The 18,021-nt window shown below is 71.2% G+C and carries 16 protein-coding genes; 11 read left to right on the forward strand and 5 right to left on the reverse strand.

All coding sequences use genetic code 11. The annotated features are described in order from the left end of the window. Window positions 1-125: 125 nt before the first annotated feature. From ACIA5D_RS13360 to ACIA5D_RS13370, 3 genes are all read right to left on the reverse strand, one after another. Window positions 126-1,268, reverse strand: coding sequence for an aquaporin (locus tag ACIA5D_RS13360; RefSeq protein ID WP_396030137.1), 1,143 nt, complete (start codon window positions 1,266-1,268; stop codon window positions 126-128). A 53-nt stretch (window positions 1,269-1,321) separates the two neighbouring features. Beyond that, window positions 1,322-1,996, reverse strand: coding sequence for a helix-turn-helix domain-containing protein (locus tag ACIA5D_RS13365; RefSeq protein WP_396030138.1), 675 nt, complete (start codon window positions 1,994-1,996; stop codon window positions 1,322-1,324). 117 nt (window positions 1,997-2,113) lie between these two features. Then, window positions 2,114-4,351 carry a PEP/pyruvate-binding domain-containing protein gene (locus ACIA5D_RS13370; protein WP_396030139.1) on the reverse strand — a complete coding sequence of 746 codons (2,238 nt, stop codon included), beginning with the start codon at window positions 4,349-4,351 and terminating at the stop codon, window positions 2,114-2,116. 102 nt (window positions 4,352-4,453) lie between these two features. On the opposite strand from ACIA5D_RS13370, the gene ACIA5D_RS13375 reads away from it, so the two are divergent. Together ACIA5D_RS13375 and ACIA5D_RS13380 are read left to right on the forward strand one after the other, a co-directional pair. Next, window positions 4,454-4,792, forward strand: a complete 339-nt coding sequence (locus ACIA5D_RS13375) for a PadR family transcriptional regulator (protein ID WP_396030353.1) — start codon at window positions 4,454-4,456, stop codon at window positions 4,790-4,792. Continuing rightward, entirely contained in the window at window positions 4,789-5,463 is a 675-nt protein-coding gene (locus ACIA5D_RS13380; protein WP_396030140.1) for a permease prefix domain 1-containing protein, read from the forward strand. Before ACIA5D_RS13375 ends, ACIA5D_RS13380 begins: the two co-directional genes overlap by 4 nt. Window positions 5,464-5,499: 36 nt before the next feature. Here the strand turns inward: ACIA5D_RS13380 and ACIA5D_RS13385 are convergent, their stop codons facing one another. Then, a complete protein-coding gene (locus ACIA5D_RS13385; RefSeq protein ID WP_396030141.1) occupies window positions 5,500-5,856 on the reverse strand; it encodes an ArsR/SmtB family transcription factor in 357 nt (118 codons plus the stop codon). A 386-nt stretch (window positions 5,857-6,242) separates the two neighbouring features. Here ACIA5D_RS13385 and ACIA5D_RS13390 point away from each other — a divergent pair, with 386 nt between their 5' ends. From ACIA5D_RS13390 to ACIA5D_RS13410, 5 genes are read left to right on the forward strand one after another with little or no spacing between them, the layout of a single operon-like run. Then, the gene (locus ACIA5D_RS13390; RefSeq protein ID WP_396030142.1) at window positions 6,243-7,445 is read left to right on the forward strand and encodes a M28 family metallopeptidase; all 1,203 of its coding nucleotides are present in this window, start codon (window positions 6,243-6,245) and stop codon (window positions 7,443-7,445) included. An 18-nt stretch (window positions 7,446-7,463) separates the two neighbouring features. Beyond that, window positions 7,464-7,793: an ArsR/SmtB family transcription factor gene (locus ACIA5D_RS13395; RefSeq protein WP_396030143.1), complete on the forward strand. Its 330-nt coding sequence runs from the start codon at window positions 7,464-7,466 to the stop codon at window positions 7,791-7,793. A gap of 11 nt (window positions 7,794-7,804) precedes the next feature. Then, window positions 7,805-8,287 carry a GNAT family N-acetyltransferase gene (locus ACIA5D_RS13400; protein WP_396030144.1) on the forward strand — a complete coding sequence of 161 codons (483 nt, stop codon included), beginning with the start codon at window positions 7,805-7,807 and terminating at the stop codon, window positions 8,285-8,287. A gap of 9 nt (window positions 8,288-8,296) precedes the next feature. Next, the gene (locus ACIA5D_RS13405; protein ID WP_396030145.1) at window positions 8,297-9,709 is read left to right on the forward strand and encodes an FAD-dependent oxidoreductase; all 1,413 of its coding nucleotides are present in this window, start codon (window positions 8,297-8,299) and stop codon (window positions 9,707-9,709) included. 2 nt (window positions 9,710-9,711) lie between these two features. Continuing rightward, window positions 9,712-11,058: an MFS transporter gene (locus ACIA5D_RS13410; protein ID WP_396030146.1), complete on the forward strand. Its 1,347-nt coding sequence runs from the start codon at window positions 9,712-9,714 to the stop codon at window positions 11,056-11,058. Here ACIA5D_RS13410 and ACIA5D_RS13415 read toward each other — a convergent pair. Continuing rightward, on the reverse strand, window positions 10,998-11,912 hold the full coding sequence (locus tag ACIA5D_RS13415; protein WP_396030147.1) for a DUF5996 family protein: 915 nt from the start codon (window positions 11,910-11,912) through the stop codon (window positions 10,998-11,000). The genes ACIA5D_RS13410 and ACIA5D_RS13415 overlap by 61 nt on opposite strands. Before the next feature lie 382 nt (window positions 11,913-12,294). On the opposite strand from ACIA5D_RS13415, the gene ACIA5D_RS13420 reads away from it, so the two are divergent. The 4 genes from ACIA5D_RS13420 to ACIA5D_RS13435 all read left to right on the forward strand — a co-directional run bounded on the left by ACIA5D_RS13420 (window position 12,295) and on the right by ACIA5D_RS13435 (window position 18,021). Beyond that, window positions 12,295-12,708 (forward strand): tyrosine-type recombinase/integrase, encoded by a 414-nt coding sequence (locus ACIA5D_RS13420; protein WP_396030148.1) that lies wholly within the window; start codon window positions 12,295-12,297, stop codon window positions 12,706-12,708. A 709-nt stretch (window positions 12,709-13,417) separates the two neighbouring features. Further along, window positions 13,418-16,162 carry an AAA family ATPase gene (locus ACIA5D_RS13425; RefSeq protein WP_396030149.1) on the forward strand — a complete coding sequence of 915 codons (2,745 nt, stop codon included), beginning with the start codon at window positions 13,418-13,420 and terminating at the stop codon, window positions 16,160-16,162. 321 nt (window positions 16,163-16,483) lie between these two features. Further along, the gene (locus tag ACIA5D_RS13430; protein ID WP_396030150.1) at window positions 16,484-17,176 is read left to right on the forward strand and encodes an alpha/beta fold hydrolase; all 693 of its coding nucleotides are present in this window, start codon (window positions 16,484-16,486) and stop codon (window positions 17,174-17,176) included. Between the two features lie 11 nt (window positions 17,177-17,187). Continuing rightward, window positions 17,188-18,021 carry an alpha/beta fold hydrolase gene (locus tag ACIA5D_RS13435; RefSeq protein WP_396030151.1) on the forward strand — a complete coding sequence of 278 codons (834 nt, stop codon included), beginning with the start codon at window positions 17,188-17,190 and terminating at the stop codon, window positions 18,019-18,021.

Genomic DNA, 18,021 nt, shown 5'->3' on the forward strand with positions numbered 1-18,021 from the left:
CGCTCGGGCATGGGCTCGGGCGTACAGATCACCGCCAGGGAGGGGCTCCATGCGGCGGTGCGGTTGCCGAAGTGTCCCGGTGTCACCTTCCTATTCGCCGCGCGGGGTCATCGTGCGGACGGAGTTCACGGCTTGCCTGCCGGGAGCAGGTCGGCCAGCAGCGCCTCGATCCGGGTCTTGATCTCGTCGCGGATCGGGCGGACGGCCTCGACAGTCTGGCCGGCGGGGTCGTCGAGCTTCCAGTCCTCGTAGCGCTTGCCAGGGAAGATCGGGCAGGCGTCGCCGCAGCCCATGGTGATGATGACGTCGGAGTCCTGCGCGGTCTCGTATTCGAGGAGCTTGGGGGTCTGGCCGGTGATGTCGATGCCGACCTCGGCCATGGCCTCGACGGCGGCGGGGTTGATGGTCTCGGCCGGTACGGAGCCGGCCGAACGAACCTCTACCCGATCGCCGGCGAGGTGGCGCAGCCAGCCGGCAGCCATCTGGGAGCGGCCGGCGTTGTGCACGCAGACGAACAGGACGCTGGGCTTGTCGCTCATGGGGTGTCTCCTCAACGGGGCGGTGTGGATGGCCGGGTGCTCGATCACGACGCGGGGATACAGGGCGAGAAGAAGGCCGACGCCGATGATCAGGCCCATCGCTTGGGCGATGACGAAGCCGGGAATCGAGGCCGGGGCGATTCCGGCGAAGGTGTCGGTGAAGGCGCGGCCGATCGTGACGGCGGGGTTGGCGAAGCTGGTCGACGAGGTGAACCAGTAGGCGGCGCCGATGTAGGCGCCGACCGCGGCGGGCGCGACCGCCGCGCGGCCGGACCGGGCGAGGGCGAAGATCAGCAGAAGCAGCCCGGCGGTCGCGACGATCTCACCGAGCCACAGATGCCCGGCGGCACGGTCCTTGGTCGAGAAGGTCACGGCGCTCAGGTCGAACATCAGGTTCGCCAGGACGGAGCCGATGATCGCGCCGGCAACTTGCGCGACGGCGTAACCGGCGAGGTCGGTCGCGGTGAGACCGGTGCCCGCGCGGCGGCCGAGAAACCAGTCGGCGGCCGAGACGACAGGGTTGAGGTGGGCGCCGGAGACCGGGCCGAAGGTGAGAATCAGCGCCCCGAGTGCGAACGCGGTGGCGACCGAGTTTTCGAGGAGCTGAAGGCCGACGTCGTTCGGGGACAGGGTGGTGGCCATGATGCCGGAGCCGACGACGGCGGTGACCAGCAGCGCGGTGCCGAGGAACTCGGCGAGCAGGCGCCGCCATGGGGCGATCTTGGGCATAACGGGCAGACTCCGGTCGGGGCGTCGCGAGCGAGGACGGAAACGGGTTGAGCTCAGTGAGGGCTGACGGCGGGTGCGATTCGGTCGATGCGGCCGGCGAGGTCGGTGTATGCGGCCTCGAACGCCTCGTCGGTGTCGACTCGCACCGGGTCGGGAACCGACCAGTGCAGCCGAGGCCGGGCCGGGCCGGTCATGTCTTCGTGGGCGTTGTCGCAGACCGTGATGACCAGGTCGCCGTCGTGGACGACGTCTGCGACGTGCGTGGTGCCGGTGGCGTCGAGCCGGAGCCCATGCCGATGGGCGACCTTGACGGCGCGGGGATGTACCCGGGGTGCCGGCTTGGTGCCGGCCGAGGCGACCGGGCCGCCGACCCGGTCTCGCCACAGCGCGGCAGCCAGTTGGGACCGGGCTGAGTTGTGCGTGCAGACGAACACCACCCGCTCGGCTCCTTCCAGGGCGGGCGGGGTGAGCGAGGCGAGAACGTCGGGCTGCAGCCGCAGGTAGGTGCGGCGCCGGTCGCCCTCGGACCGGGTTCGCACGATCAATCCCGCTTCCTGAAGGGCATTGACGTGGTGCGCGACGAGGTTGGTCGGCATGCCTAGGTCGTGGCCGATCTCGCCGGGGGAGGCGTCGCCCAGGGTCAGGGCGTCGACGATCGCCAGCCGGGCCGGGTCGCCCAGTGCGGCGTGCACTCGCGCCCGGGCCTGCAAAGAAGGCTCGATTTTCATTGAGTCAATGGTGGCTGATGCTGTGGAGCGTGGTCAAGCCGGGGCGTGTCACATCGTTCGTGCTGGTATGCGGGCTGCACGCTGGTGCCCACGGGAAAGTGGCTCGAATCCAGCGGGCTACGGGTGCACCGTGACAGTGCCGTCGGTGCCGTTGACCGTGACGCGCTGGCCGGAATGCAGTCGGCTGGTGGCGTTGCCGGTGCCGACGACGGCGGGGATGCCGTATTCGCGGGCGACCAGCGAGGCGTGCGCGGCGAGGGTGCCGCCGTCGGTGACGACGGCGGCGGCGCGGGCGAACAGCGGGGTCCAGGCGGGTGCGGTCGCGCGGGCGACCAGCACGTCGCCGCCGGCGAAGGTGGGAAAGTCGCGGGGGTCGGTAATGATGCGTACGGGGCCGGTCGCCTGCCCGGCGGAGGCGGGATGCCCCACGATCACCTCGCTACCGTGCTCGGCAGTGGTGCCGGCGGGGCGGGCTCGCTGAACGGTTCGCTCGATGACGTCGCCGATGAGGCGGGGTGGGTGGCCGAGGGTGAGCGGCGCGGCGATCCGCCGCTGCCGTTCCCATTGCTCGCGCCGTTCGGCGACGGCGCTGGTCAGCGCGGCATGGTCGGTGGTCGCGGTGGTGTCGAGTTCGGGGCGGGTGCAGAAGAACACATCGTCGATCGCCGAGATCGCGCCGATTTCGGCGAGGTGCTGGCCGAGGCGGCGGGCGCAGCGGCGCAGGACCGGCCAGGCAAGGGTGAAAGTGCGGGCCTGCTGTTCCCGGATGACCGTGTATCGCTGGGTCACCCGGAGCAGCGTTTCGAACTGGGCGAGCCGGCGCGGCCGGTCGGCCAGGGCGGCGGCACACCGCTGTTCGGCGGCCGTTCGCGCGACGGCGAGCGCGGACTGCCGGTCATCACCGGATTGCGTCACCGCCGTGATCGTGGGGAGTTCGGCGGCGACGGGGTGATACCAGTCGGCACTGAGGACCGCATGCGCGTCGAAGGCCGGTGCGGCGCCGGATAGGCCGCGCAGCAGTATCTGGGCGCCGCCGTCGGCGTCGGGCAGAACCTCGGCCAGATGCCGGCGGGCGAAGCGGGTCAGGCAAGCCTCCATCTTCCACGCCGACCCGCCGACTATCGCCAAGTACCACAACGCGATGCCGGCGTGCCGGCCGAGCTGGTCGACGATCTCGGCAAGGCGACGAGGATCAGCCGCCGGGTCCTCGGCCGCGGCGACCGTGACGAGGCGCCGGTAGCGGGGTAACTCCTGTTCCCGCCACTGCCGATCCAGAGCGGACAGCACGGCGCGGTCGGCGGCGGCCGGATCTCGGCCGACCTGGACCAGCGCGTGGAACAGGATTGTCACCGCCCGGCGACGGCCATCACGCAGCACTCGTACGAGCAACGCGGCTGAGGGCACCGGCGGGGCGTTGTAGTACCAGCCGTTGACCAGCGTCCATCGGAACGGCACGCGGACGCCGACGGTGGCTTGCATGCCGTCGAGGTAGCCGGCTTCGAGCAGCGGTAGCAACCAGGTCGCGAACAGCGGGGTGCCCGGCTCGGGCAGCCACTCGCCGAGCCGGAAGTTGCGCATCCACAGCCCGGGACCGGGCACGGCCCACGACACCGGCGGCGGCAGGGCGGTCATCGGCCGGGCCTGCAACAGCCACAACCGGCCGTCACGGTCGATCGCCCACTCCACATCCTGCGGCCCGTCGTACCGCTCAGCCACGAGGCGAGCCAGGTCAGCGACCTCCTCGGCCTGCCGCGCGGTCAACACCCGGGCCGGACCGCGCCGGGAGAGCGTGGCTCGGTGGCCGGTGCTGAGCCACTCCTCGCCGATCGCCTGGCCGGACACCAGCGCCTCGCCGAACCCTTGCGTCGCGGTGACCACCGTCTGGCGGCGATCGCCGGTGAGCGGGTGGGCGGTGAACGCGACGCCGGCGGCGACCGCGTCCACCATGACCTGTACGAGCACCGCCATCGCCGCCGCATCGCCGCCCCGGTTGCGCCGGTAGTCGGCGACCCTCGGCGAATCGGCCGCGGCGAAGCACTCCCGCACCGCGGCGGCGAGCCGGTCGGCGGGCACGTCGAGCCGCGTTTCATACAGGCCGGCGTACGAGGCGTCCGGCAGGTCCTCGGCCGCCGCCGAGGAGCGCACCGCGAACCGCGGCCCACCCAACCTGGCCGCTTCCTCCGCCATCCAGCCACCCAGCTCTGGATCGTCCGGCGCGGCGCCGGTGACAACGAAGCCCGCCGGCACCGCGAAACCCGCCACCGAGAGCTCGGCCAGGACCGCGGCCTTGCCGCCCACGACCGCCCGGCCGACGCCGGTCGCCTCGGTCAGCCTCACCACCGCACCGGTGTTCACGGCGCCTCCATCTGTAGCCTCGCAAAGTATTGTGATGCTACGGTAGGCGGGTCATCGAGAGTCCCGCAAGCCCGGACCGGGAATGGAGGTGCGGTGGTGGCGATGCGGCCGGAGCTGCTCAAAGGCCACTTGGACGCGCTACTGCTGGCGGTGCTGGAGCCAGGCCCGCAGCACGGGTACGCGGTGATCGAGTCGCTGCGAGCCGGCAGCGACGGGACGCTTGACCTGCCCACCGGAACGGTCTATCCAGCGCTGCACCGCCTGGAACGCGCGGGTCTGATCGGCAGCGACTGGGAGACCGTCGGTGGCCGGCGCCGCCGTACGTATCGTCTGACCGGCGCCGGCCAGGCAGCGCTCGGGGAGCACCGCGCGCTGTGGGACGAGTTCTCCGCGGCAGTAACGGCGCTGCTCGGCAGCGGAATACGACGGGCACCAGCATGAACCCGCCGGTCGGCTCCGTCGCCGAGACCTCGGTCCGGATCTACCTGGACCAGGTCGCTGCCGGCCTGCGCGGGCCTCGCCGCGCGCGGTCGCGGATTCTCGCGGAACTGCGTGACGGCCTCGATCAGGCTGTCGCCGACCGCACCGCTCGCGGCGAGCCGACCGGCCAGGCGGCGGCCACGGCGATTGCCGAGTTCGGCGGCCCGGGGATGGTCGCCGCCGCGTTCTCCGGTGAGCTTGCCACCGCCTACTCCCGCCGGGCGCTCACCATGTTCGTCGTCACCGGGCCGCTGGTCGGCATCTGGTGGTTCCTGCTGTTACGTCCGGATCCTTGGCGTACCGGCGTGGCGGCCCTGATTGCCGCGATCCCGGTCGTCCCCCTGATCGTCGCCGGGCTCGCGACCGCCGCCGGCACCCTCGCGACCACCGGCCGGCTGATGCGCTGGCTACCCGAGACCGGGCCCGGCCGGGCCTTGGCGGCCACAGCCACCGTCGCCGGCCTGACCCTGACCGGAGACCTTGCAGTTATCGGCTCCGCCGCACACTCCGGTGGGCTCACCCGGCTGCTGGCCGTGATCGCCGTTGCTGCCGGCCTGGCCCGGATCGGTGTCAGCCTGCACGTCTTGGTCGAGGCCGGCGCCCTCCGCCGCCGGTTGAGCACCCGGCAATAACCGACGCCGTTGCGCCGGACGCGACGGGGTTACGCGTCAGGGTGTGAGCAAGCCGGCGAGCTGCCGCATCAGACCAGGGCGGGCACGGTAGTACACCCAGCTCGCGCGACGCTCCGCGTCAACCAGGCCGGCATCCTTCAGCGCCTTCAAATGGTGGGAGATCGTCGACCCGGACAGCTCGAACGCCGGCGTCAGGTCACACACGCAGATCTCGCCGCCCGGCGCCGACGCGATCATGGACATCAGCTGCAACCGCACCGGATCACCGAGAGCCTTGAACGCCGGCGCCAGAAACCCGGCCGTCTCCGCGTCGACCCGCTGCTGCGCCATCGGCGGGCAGCACGGCGCCTCCGTCTGCTCGAGCACGGTGACCGACACCGCTGATTTCGACATGCATCGAGGTTGACATACGTCGAAACCGCGTGCAACCCTCGGTTTCGACAAACGTCGAACTCGACAGTTATCGAAACCGCGGATCTGGCAGGCGCAGTCGCTGCTCGATCCCCGCAGAACCACCAAACCCGCCCCATGTCAGTGAGGGAGATCATGATGAGTGACGTCGAGATCCGCGGCGGCTTCGCCGGTGACCCGTCCGAGGCGTTGAGCCCGGCCCCCGGGAGCGGCTGTTGTGGCAGCCCGGCCGCGTCCGCGGTGGTGTTGCCGGACCCGGCCGGTTCCGGCCCGTGTTGTGGCACGCAGACCGAAGCGACCGCGGAGGGTTCGTGCTGTGGTAGCGCGGCGAAGGCCGGCGCGGTCGCTTCCGCTCAGGGTTGCTGCGGATGACCACCGGCCTCGACGATCTGATCGCGGCGGTCGACGAGAGCCGGATGGCGACCACGGTCGCTGCGCTTGCCGGCGATCGTTTCACCGGCCGGCGGGTCGGCACGCCCGGGAGTTCGGCGGCGCGGGACTGGCTCGCCGGCCGGCTTCGCGACTTCGGCGCCCTCGTCCAGATGGGGGAGTTTCCGGTGCGCTCGGTGCCGGAGGTCTACGCCGCCGCGCGGGCTACCTGGCACGACGGGGCCGTGGCGCGACCGCTGGTGTTCGGGCGCGACGTGACGGTGCACCTCGCGTCGGCGGGTCTGCCGGTCGCGGTGCGCGGCGACCTGGCGGTCGCGGGCGCCGAGGATCCGGCGGGCCGGTGGCTGCTGGTTCCGGCGGGGATGTCGTTCTTCGACGCGTACGGGCATGCGGACGGCGCGGCGGGTCTGGTGATCGGGCGGGCCGTGGACGCCGACGGATGGCATTACACGATGCTCGCCGGGCCCGAGCCCGGACCACTGCCCGTGCTCACGGTCGACCTTGCGACGCATGCCGCGATGCTCGACCGGCGCGGGTGGCTCGAAGCCGACGCGCCGATCCGGCGTGCCGACGTGACTGCCGCAAACGTGTACGGGCGGTGGGACGCCGCCGCCGATCTGTTGCTGACGGCGCACTACGACGGGGTGGGCGACCTTCCCGGCCTGCGGCAACCCGCCGCCGCGGACAACGCTTCCGGCGTGGCCGTCGTGCTCGAGGCCGCGCGGATCCTCGGGCCGGCGCTACCGGGCGGGCTGTCGGTGGCGTTGCTGGATGCCGAGGAGGTCGGTGCCCTCGGTTCGGCGCACCACGCCGCCCAGCTGAGGCGCGCCGGAGCCGCGCCGGCGGTGATCAACATCGACGGCGCCGGACGGCTCGGCCGCGCCGCCGCCGTCGAGGCCGGCGGCCCCGCGCACGGGCTGCTCGCCGTCCTCGATCAGGCCGGACGGCATACCGGCCTGCCGCTGGCGCCCGGACCCGTGGCCTCGGACAACCGACGTTATGCCGCCGCCGGATTCGCCGCGGCCGGTATCGGCGCCGGCATGGATGGCTATCACAGTCCGGCCGACATGCCCGACCGCGTTGACCCAGCCACTCTCGCCACGGTCTGCCGCTTCGTCGTGGCGTCGGCCTGGCTCGCGGCCACCGTCTCGCCTAGAATTTCATCGTTGATCGGCGATTGACGATGATGGGACAGGAAGATGACCGACCTGCTCGACCGGGCCACGGCGGAGACGTACGCCTCCTGGTTCCGTGCCCTTGCGGATCCCTCGCGGGTGCAGATCGTGGAGTACCTCGCGCGGCAGGGGCGGCCGATGCCGGTGGGCGAGATCGTCGCCGCCGTGGGGCTGGCGCAGTCGACCGTCTCGCAGCACCTGAAGATCCTCACCGAGGTGCGGTTCGTGCTGGTGGAGGCCGTGGGCAACGCCCGGCACTACCGGATCAACACCAACTGCATCGAGTGCTTCCCGTCCGCCGCCGACGTCGTGATGGGCCGGCCGGCCCCGAGCGCGATCGGAGGCTGCGCGTGAGGATCCGGCCGATGAACCGTGCCGACGCGCCCGCCGTCCTGGCGATCTACCAGGCCGGCATGGACGGCGGAAACGCCAGCTTCGAACACACCGCGCCCTCCTGGGAAGCGTTCGACGTCAGCAAGATGACCGATCATCGCTTCGTTGCCGTCGACACCCACGACACGGTGCTCGGCTGGGTGGCGGTCTCGGCGGTCTCCGGCCGGTCGGTCTATGCGGGCGTTGTCGAGCACTCGGTCTACGTCGACCCGGCCGTGCAGGGCCGGGGTGCCGGCCGGGCCCTGCTCGACGCTCTCATCGCTTCCACCGAGACCGCCGGGATCTGGACGATCCAGTCCGGCGTCTTCCCCGAGAACGCCGCCAGCCTCGCCCTGCACCACGCCGCCGGATTCCGCACCGTCGGCGTCCGCGAGCGGATCGGCCGGCACGTCAGCCACGGCAACCGGTGGCGCGACGTCGTCTTCATCGAACGCCGCAGCCTCGTCATCGAGTAGGAGACCAACATGCAGAGCAACTTGCCGGTCGTCGTCATCGGCGCCGGGCCGGTCGGCCTCGCCGCCGCCGCGCACCTCGCCGACCGGGGCCTGCCGTTCGCCGTCCTGGAAGCCGGCGACTCGCCGGCCGCCGCCGTCCGCGAGTGGGGCCACGTACGGCTCTTCTCGCCCTGGCGGTACAACATCGACGCCACCGCGGGCGCGCTCCTGGCCGAGGCCGGCTGGGTCCGGCCCGACGATGACATCCTGCCCACCGGCGGACAGCTCGCCGCCGACTACCTGCAGCCTCTGGCCGACCTGCCCGCGTTGAAGCCGCACGTCCGCTACGGCGCGCGGGTAGTGGCGGTGACCCGGCTCGGTCTCGACCGGGTCCGCACGGTCGGCCGCGAGGACGCCCCCTTCCTGATCCGCCTCGACGACGGCGAGGACATCCTGGCCCGCGCGGTGATCGACGCCTCCGGCACCTGGGGAGCGCCGAACGTGCTCGGCGCCTCCGGGATCCCCGCACACGGCGAGGCCGCCGCCGCGGCGTACAGGGAAAGCGCTCTGCCGGACGTCTTGGGTCGCGACCGTGACCGGTTCGCCGGACAGCGCACCCTGGTGGTCGGCGCCGGGCATTCGGCCGCCAATACCCTGCTCGCGCTCGCCGAACTCGCCAAGCAGGCACCCGGCACGACTGCGACCTGGGCGATCCGGGCCGCCTCGCCGGCACGCACCTACGGCGGGGAGAGCGCCGACGCCCTGCCCGCCCGCGGCGCGATCGGCAGTCGGCTGCGTGAGCATGTCGAGTCCGGCGCGATCACCCTGCTCACCGGGTTCAGCGTCCAGCGGCTCACCCCGGGCCCGGAAGGCGTAACGGTCTCCGACGGGACTCGCGACATCACCGTCGATCGGATCGTGTCGGCCACCGGCTTCCGGCCCGACCACGGCATCGTGTCGGAGCTGCGGCTCGACCTCGACACGATCCTCAGTTCCACCCGCGCCCTCGCCCCGCTGATCGACCCCAACCAGCACTCCTGCGGAACCGTGCCGCCGCACGGCGTCGACGAGCTCACCCACCCGGAGCCGGGCTACTACGCCATCGGCGTCAAGTCCTACGGGCGGGCGCCGACCTTCCTGATGGCGACCGGGTACGAGCAGGCCCGTTCGGTCGTCGCCGCCCTCGCCGGCGACTGGGAAGCGGCCCGCGACGTGCAACTGGATCTGCCGGAGACCGGCGTGTGCAGCAGCGATGTGTCCCTGGACGCCGACCGGATCGACAGCGCCGCCACCAGTTGCTGCGGCACGCCCGCCGCGGTCGAGGTGGTGCCGGCCGGGCGTGGTCTGGCCACCGGGGTCTCGGGCGGACTGCTGCGCTCGCCGCTGACCGTGATCGACGTCTCGACCACTTCGAGCGAGCAGGCCGGCGGCTGCTGCAACTGACCATGCCGACCACCAGCACGGTGGCCGCCCGCACGGGCGGCCACCGAGGGGTCCCCGCCGGATGGCGAATCGTGATCGTCCTCGCGATCACCCAGACCATCGGGTACGGCTGCCTGTACTACGCCTTCGCCGTCCTGCTCCACCCGATGGCGGCCGGCCTGCACGCCTCGCCGGCCACGATCACCGGCGCCTTCACCGTCGCGGTGCTCACCTGGGCCGCGTGCGCGATGCCGGTCGGCCGGTGGCTCGACCGGCACGGCGGCCGCGCGCTCATGACCGGCGGATCGCTCGCCGGGACTGCTCTGCTGGTCGCCTGGTCGCAGGTCCACGCGGTCTGGCAGCTCTACCTGGTCTTCCTCGGTCTCGGCGCGGCCATGGCGATGGCGCTCTACGACGCGGCCACGGCGGTGGTCGTCTCGTGGTTCGGGCCCGAACAGCGCGCCCGTGCCGTGCTGACGATGATCGTGGTCGCCGGGTTCGCGAGCACCATCTTCATGCCGCTCACCGGCTGGCTCGAGCACCGGCATGGCTGGCGGGTCACGCTCCTGGTCCTCGCCGGCATCTACGGCGCGGTCGCGGTGCCGCTGCACGTGCTTGTACTGCGCCGTCCGACCGTCGGCGGCCCGTCCCATTCGCGGGCCGGCGCCGAGCAAAGGCGCGAGCTGTTGCGGGCCGCGGTGGGCGACAGCCGTTTCTGGTGCTTGGCCGTCGCGTTCGTCGCGCACGCCGCCGCGATGAGCACCATGGCGATCCACCTGGTCGGCTATCTGGCCAGCCGCGGCCACCCCGCCACGCTCGCCGCCACCGTGGCCGGGCTGCTCGGCGCGCTCTCGGTCACCGGCCGGCTCCTGCTCACCGCCACCGCCCGCCGGATCCGGCTGACCACCGCCGTCGCCGCGATCTTCACCGTCCAGGCCGCAGCCGCGCTCAGCCTTGCCGTCGTTGCCGGAACCCGGGTCGGCGCCATCGTCGCCGTCACCTGTTTCGGGCTCGGGTTCGGTGTCGCCAGCCTTGCCGGCCCCGCCCTGCTGGCCGACCGATACGGCACCGCCGCGTACGGAAGCATCGCCGGCACGCTCGCCACGCCCGTCACCCTCGCGAAAGCCGTCGCGCCGTTGGGCGCCGCCGCCCTTTATGCCGCGAGCGGCGGCTACCTGCCGGTCCTCGTCGTCGTCGGCGGGCTGTGCCTGGTTGCGGCCGCCGGCATCCTCGCCCGCGCCTCGACGCCCTCACCCGAGATTCAGGGCGCTGCGCGGCCGAGCCGCACTGCGACGGGCGGTGATCGTGCTCAGCCGCCGGGCTCGAGGGCCTTCCGATCCCACCCGCCGAGGTCGGCGGCGGCCTCGTAGGTCGTCCGCAGGAAGTCGCGGAGGGCGCGGTCCGGGTCCGGCGACTCGGCCACCGCCTCGTACGGCAGCAGGAACTCGCGGATGGCGCGGTCGTAGAAGGCAGCGCTCGGCAGGACGGGCCGATCGGCGTAGCCGGGTGGTTCCGGGTATGCGTATGCGTAGAAGGCGCCCTCCTCGCCGCCGCCCGGCCAGAAACCGAAGCTGGTGAGCTCGTGCGAGTAACCCTCGTGCATCACCGACGGCGGGCAGTTCGGCGCGCCACCCGGGTGGCGCGGGGCGGTCCGGCCGGAGAACCGGGTATACGCCAGGTCCATCGCGCCCCAGAAGAAGTGCACCGGGCTCGCCTTGCCGACGAAACCCGATCGGAACTGGTCGAGGACGCGGGAAGCCTGCAGCAGCTGCCCCCAGAAGCGGCGCGCCGCCTCCCCGTCGTACGCGTGATGCTGTTGATCCTCGGCGAACGGGATGGCCTCTTCGACCTCGTTGGGCACGGCGTGGATCCGCGTCTCGATGCCCAGCCCGGCGAGCGCCGTCATGGTCTCGGCGTAGAACGCAGCGACGGGCTTGGCCTCGAGCGCCACCTCCCGCTGCCGCCCATCCGAGGTGCGCACGCGCAGCCGATGGTGGAGAAAGTCAAATTCCAGATCAAAGACGCCATTCCCGTACGGGATGGCAGAGGTGCCCAGTCCGCGGGCGGTCGGGTAGAGCACGACGTGCCACCAGTGGTTGGCGGCGGGGGTGTGCGCCATCCGGATCTTGCCGACGATCTGGATCCACATGTGCAGCGTGTCCCTTGTGCCGGTCCAGTCGGCGACCCGCAGCCGTGGCCACCCGCCGGTCATGTCAGCCTCCATTGCTCCAGTGTGAAAGTCGCCGCTGTGTGTGACGCGGGATAGTTCACGATCTTGTCATGGTCGGCACGGTTCACGACGTCAAGCTGGCGCGGCGGGCGCAGCTGGCGCCGGCGGGACGGGCGATCGCCGGCGTCGCGGTCGGCGGGCCTCGACGAGAGCGAGCGGCCGACTGCTGTCGGGCTCTGTCGCCATCTTTGGAGCACACATGGATCACACGAACGTCCCCATAGGACATGAATAAGGCTTCGAACTGACGCTAAACGCCAGCTCAGAGCCATGATCAAATTGTGCGCCGCGTAGGACTCGAACCTACAACCGGACCATCACTCTCGACCCCGCCACCGTCAAAGTCCTCGCCGACCACCGGCGGCGGCAACAACGCATGTACGACGAGCACAGAACGACCGCCGACGAAACCGGCTTCGTGTTCGCCTGGCCGGACGGGCGACCGATCCGGCCCGGCTGGCTCACCCATCGGTTCACCGCCCTGGTCGCCGAGCACGGGCTGCCACCGGTCCGGCTGCACGACCTGCGGCACGCAACCGCGATGAACGCGCTGCACGGCTCGGCCAGCCTGCATACCGTGCAGCACCTGCTGGGCCATTCCAGCCACGCCTTCACCGCCGACGTCTACGGCACCGTCCCCGACGCACTTGCCCGAGCCGAAGCGAGAACCACGGCCGAGACCATACTCGCGGCAATACGGCACCCCGAACCCAAGGACATGCCGGAACACCGGGTCGACGTACGTCGACATGGGCCTCATCGAGTCCGACTCGTCCCGCGCAGGGGGTGACCGGTGGGCCAGCTTGTCGGCGCCACATGCCGGCTTACGCGTTGTTGTAGTGCAGAGCCGCGTACGCCACCGGCTACGCAACAGCGGTCGAAACCCCGCAAATTCGTCGGCAGGCTGGTTGTCGAGCCCTCCGCCTGCCTACGGCAGATATTGACTACACAAGGTGAGGTTTGCCGAGCGAAGCGGCACCCGGATTTGCCGATGATAGTGCGTCTACGTCGTGAGCTCCTTCGACAACAATCGACTATTGCACGGTTGAGGCCGATCGGGCGTCGTTGCGTTCGTCAAGAACCACCCGATTCGCGGCGCGCGATCTCGACCGCCTCATTGTCGGCTCGAGGTTCGAGGCCTGCCCTGCCGGTTAAGGCTAATTCAAATCCGCCGCGACTGTTCGACACTAATTCGATCCCTGGGATTCGGGCCTCGTAGTCGCCGCCGATCGGTCAATTACTTGATCCCCATCTACGCCGCACGCTATGCGCCATCGGCGGCTCGGTGGCGTGATCAGCGCCGCATCCGTGGGTCCACTACTCGGTGTCCATATCGACTGCAAACCCATCAGACGCTCGACAGAGTTGTTCCGTATCGTGTGCTGAAGCCGCGATTGGACGACATGTAGTCCCATATGGGCATTGCGCCAGGCCCTCTCTGGCGTCTCCTTCGCGTCGCCACCAAGCGCCCCTTGCGCTTGGTCTCAGACCGCATGATCATGACACTGGAGCGTACGACGGGGCTGAGCGTGAGCGCACAACTTTCACTGGTCGGGCGGGCAACGGAACAGGCGGCTATCGGCGCGCTGCTCGACGGAGCCGGTGCGGGGGGCGCTGCCCTGGTCATCGTCGGTACGCCCGGCGTAGGAAAGTCGGCGCTGCTGGAGTGGGCCGCCGCGACGGTCGGCGACCGGTTCCGCGTGTTGCGGACCGCCGGCACGGTCACCGAGTTCGGCCTGCCGTACGCCGCGCTGCACCAGGTCGTGCGGTCGATCCTGCGCCACACGAACGGGCTGACCGCCCATCACCGGCTCGCCCTGGATGTCGCGTTCGGCGGCACGTCGGGCGCGTCGCCGGACCTCTACACCGTGGCGACGGCGGCTCTCGAGCTGCTGGCCGAGGCCGCGGTCGAGCGGCCGGTATTGCTACTGGCGGACGACGCCCAGTGGATGGACCCGGCCAGCCAGCAGGTGCTGGCCTTCGTCGCGCGCCGGGTGGCGTCCGACCGCATCGTCCTGCTCGCGACGAACCGGGAGAGCGAGCCGGGGTTTCTTCTTGACGCGACAATTCCGTCGATGGGCATCGCCCCGCTCGACCCGGAGTCCGCGGCCAGGCTGCTCGACGTCGTCGCCGGCCGGCTCGACCCTGACATCCGGTCGCTACTGCTCGACGCCGCGTGCGGCAACCCCCTCGCCCTCCTGGAGCTGCCCCGCGCGGTCCACGTGTACGCGAACGCGCGCCCGGGCCAGCTGCCGCTGACCGCGCGCCTGGAGGACTCGTTCCTGGCCCGCATCGGCGAGTTCGGCGCCGTCACCCGGACGCTGCTGGAGGTGGCGGCGCTCAACGACTCCGACGACGTCGCCGAGATCGCCGCGGCCGTCGATCTGCTGTCCGGCGGCGACATCGCCCCGGCTCTCGACCCGGCCGTGTCGGCCGGGTTGATCGCCGTGGACGGCACCGCCGTCCGCTTCCGGCATCCGCTCATCCGGTCGGCGATCCTCCAGCGCCTCGGACCCGACCAGCGGCGGGCCTGCCATGCCGCACTGGCCAGCGTTATCGCCGGCCGGCCCGACCGGGCCGTGTGGCACCGGGCAGCCGCGGCGCTGAGACCGGACGCCACATTGGCGGTCGAGCTCGAGCGGCACGCCGAGCGAGCGATCGAGCGCGGTGCGCCGGCGAACGCCGTCCGAGCCCTGGAACGTGCGGCCCAGCTCTCCGAGAACGGCCGCGACCGGCGCGAACGCACCTACCGGAGCGCGGTCCTCGCGTACGCGGTCGGACGGCCCGAGGACGGCGAGCGGCTCCGCCGCAGCTACCGGGATCTCGTGGACGGCGAACACGACGGCCTTCGCAGCGAGTGGCTCAATGAGCTGGCCGGCGCGGATCGGGGCGGCGACCAGCGCATCACCGCGCTGCTCGACCTCGCCGCCCGGGCCAAGGTGGCCGGCGACGACGAGCTCGCGACCGATTTCCTGCGTGCGTCGGCGTTGCGTTGCTGGAACCTCCGGCCCGGCCGCCCGGTGGGGCGGCAGGTGATCGCCGCTGCGGACCAGCTGGCGGTCGCGGACGTCCCGACGCGCGCCGAGCTGCTGGCCTACGGTTCGCCCTTCGACAGCGCCGAGCTGGTGCGCGCATTGATAGCCCAGGTTCCGGCCGCCAATCGGGACGCGACCACGACCTATCGGCTCGCCCATGCTGCGGCGTGCGCCGGAGCCGTCGACGTCTCCGAGGGCCTGCTCATCGAGGCGGCCGAACGCCTGCGGACCAAGGGCCAGCTGTACACCCTCGGCCGGGCGTTGTCGCTGCTCGCATGGTCCGCCATGCGTCGTGGGCACTGGTCGCACGCGGTGGCCGCCGCCGAGGAGAGCACCCGGTTGTGCGCCGAGACCCGTCAGCCGTTCTGGGAGGCGAGCTCGCTCGTGGCGCACGCCGCGGTGGCGGGGTTCCGCGGCGACTTCGGGTCCGCCCAGGATCTCCTCGCCCGCGCCGACCGCCTGGACTCCCGCAGGCTCGCCACCATCGAGGCGGCGACGCTGGTCGCGCGGGCGGCCATCGCGTCGGGGCAGGGCAACTACGAGCGGGCCTTCGCTTTCCTTGCTCGGCTGCACGACCCGGCCGGCGGCGCCTATCACCCGGCACACGCCCTGTGGTCGCTGGCCAGCATGGCCGAAGCCGCCACGGCCTGTGGCGAGGTCGCTGCCGCTCGCGCGCTCCTCGTCGGGTTACCTCCGGAAGTACGGGGAACGACGTCGCCCACGGGGCGCATGAACCTCGGCATCGCCGGCGCGGTGCTCGCCGATCACGACGAGTCGGAGGCGATGTTCGCCGAGGCCCTGAGGATCGACATGACGATCTGGCCGTACGAGCGCAACCGTCTGCTCTTCACGTACGGAAAATGGTTGCGCCGCGGGCGCCGGGTCCGTGAGTCGCGCGACTATTTGCGCGAGGCCCGGGACGGATTCGACGGCCTGGGCGCACGGCCGCTCGCGGAACGCGCCAGGGAGGAGCTGCGGGCGGCCGGGGAGCGCAGCGACTCGCGCATCGAGGACATCTGGGACGTGCTCTCGCCCCAGGAGATTCAAATCGCGTCGATGGTCGCGCAGGGGCTGTCCAACCGGGACATAGCCAAGGGCCTGTTCATCTCGCACCGGACCGTCGGCAGCCATTTGTACCGTATGTTCCCCAAGCTCGGCATCACCTCGCGCGGGGAACTGCAGCGGATGGCCGCCGAGCACCACCTCTGAGGCGCCGGCCGGAACCAGATCCGCAGTCATCGTACTCACGACCGGGCCGGCCCCGACGCCGTAGCGTCGGCTCAGCGACTCGCCGCCGCAAGCAAGCGCTACCACCGAAAGCCCGCCATCGAGCCCACCGGCACGTGGGCCGATACCCCCTGCCCGCCATCCGGCTTCCGCGAAAGGAACGAGCACCTCATGCCTTCAGCCTCACGACGTACCATCCTGGCCGCATCAGCGGCAGCCCTCTCCGCAGGCGCACTCGCCGCGACGACGGCTTCGCCCGCGACGGCCGGGCCGCCGCGTCGTCCGAAACCCACGATCGTCCTGGTGCACGGCGCCTTCGCCGACGCGTCCGGCTGGAACGAGGTGATCCACCGGCTGTCGGGTGACGGCTATCCGGTGCTCGCTCCGGCCAACCCACTGCGCGGAGTCGCTTCCGACTCGGCCTACCTGGACAGTGTCCTGCGCACCATCACCGGCGCGATCGTTCTCGTCGGCCATTCGTACGGCGGTGTGGTGATCACGAATGCCGCGACCGGCAACCCGAACGTGAAGGCCCTGGTGTACGTCGCCGCGTTCGCCCCGGACGCGGGCGACACCGTGCTTGGTCTGCAGACGAAATTCCCGGGCACCAAGCTTGGCTTGGAGCAGCTGGACGTCCGGCCCTTCCCGCTGCCAGGCGGCGGAACGAGCTTCGACGGATACGTCAAGACCGAGTACTTCCGAGACATCTTCGCCGGCGACCTGCCCCGCTCGACGACCGCCATCATGGCCGCCGCTCAGCGGCCTGGCGACACGCACACCCTCGAGCAGGAGTCCGGCGCGCCCGCGTGGAAGCAGATCCCGTCCTGGTATCTGGTGGCACGCGACGACAACCTGATCCCGGCCGCGGCTCAGCGGTTCATGGCGAAACGGGCGGGCGCTCACAGCGTCGAGGTCCATGCCTCGCACGTCGCGATGATCTCCCAGCCGCGGATCACCGCCGAGCTCATCACCCTCGCCGCCCGCACCACCAGCTGAAAGGAACCACCATGTCCTTCGTCACCACCACCGACGGCACCCAGATCTTCTACAAGGACTGGGGCGCCGGCCGCCCGGTTGTCCTCAGCCACGGCTGGCCCCTCAACTCCGACAGCTGGGAGGCCCAGCAGCTGTTCCTGGCGAACAACGGCTACCGGGTGATCGCCCACGACCGGCGCGGGCACGGCCGGTCCACGCAGACCTGGCACGGCAACGAGATGGACACGTACGCCGACGATCTGGCCGCCCTGATCGAGCACCTGGACCTGCTCGAGGTCACTCTGGTCGGGTTCTCCACCGGCGGCGGCGAGATCACCCGCTACATCGGCCGGCACGGCACCGCCCGCGTCGCCCAGGCGGTGCTGGTCTCGGCGGTGCCGCCGCTGATGGTGCGCCGCGACGACAACCCGCACGGCGTACCCGTCGAGGTGTTCGACGGCATCCGCGCCGGATCCGCAGCGGATCGCTCCCAGCTTTACAAGGACCTCGCGGACGGTCCGTTCTTCGGCAACAACCGGCCCGGCGCGAACGTCTCGCAAGGCATCCGGGACGCGTTCTGGCTGCAGTCCATGGCGGCCGGGCACCGCAACGCGTACGAGAGCATCGCGGCGTTCTCGGCCACCGACTTCCGCGACGACCTCGCGAAGTTCGACGTGCCGACCCTGGTGATCCACGGCGACGACGACCAGGTCGTGCCGTTCGAGGTCGGCGGCAAGGCCTCGGCCGCACTGGTCAAGGGCGCCGAGCTGATCGTCTACCCCGGAGCGCCGCACGGCATCACCGACACCCACAAGCAGCGGCTCGGCGACGACCTGCTGGCCTTCCTCAACACGTACGGAGCCTGA

The organism is Actinoplanes sp. NPDC051513 (genome assembly GCF_044454685.1).
Taxonomy (GTDB): Bacteria; Actinomycetota; Actinomycetes; order Mycobacteriales; family Micromonosporaceae; genus Actinoplanes.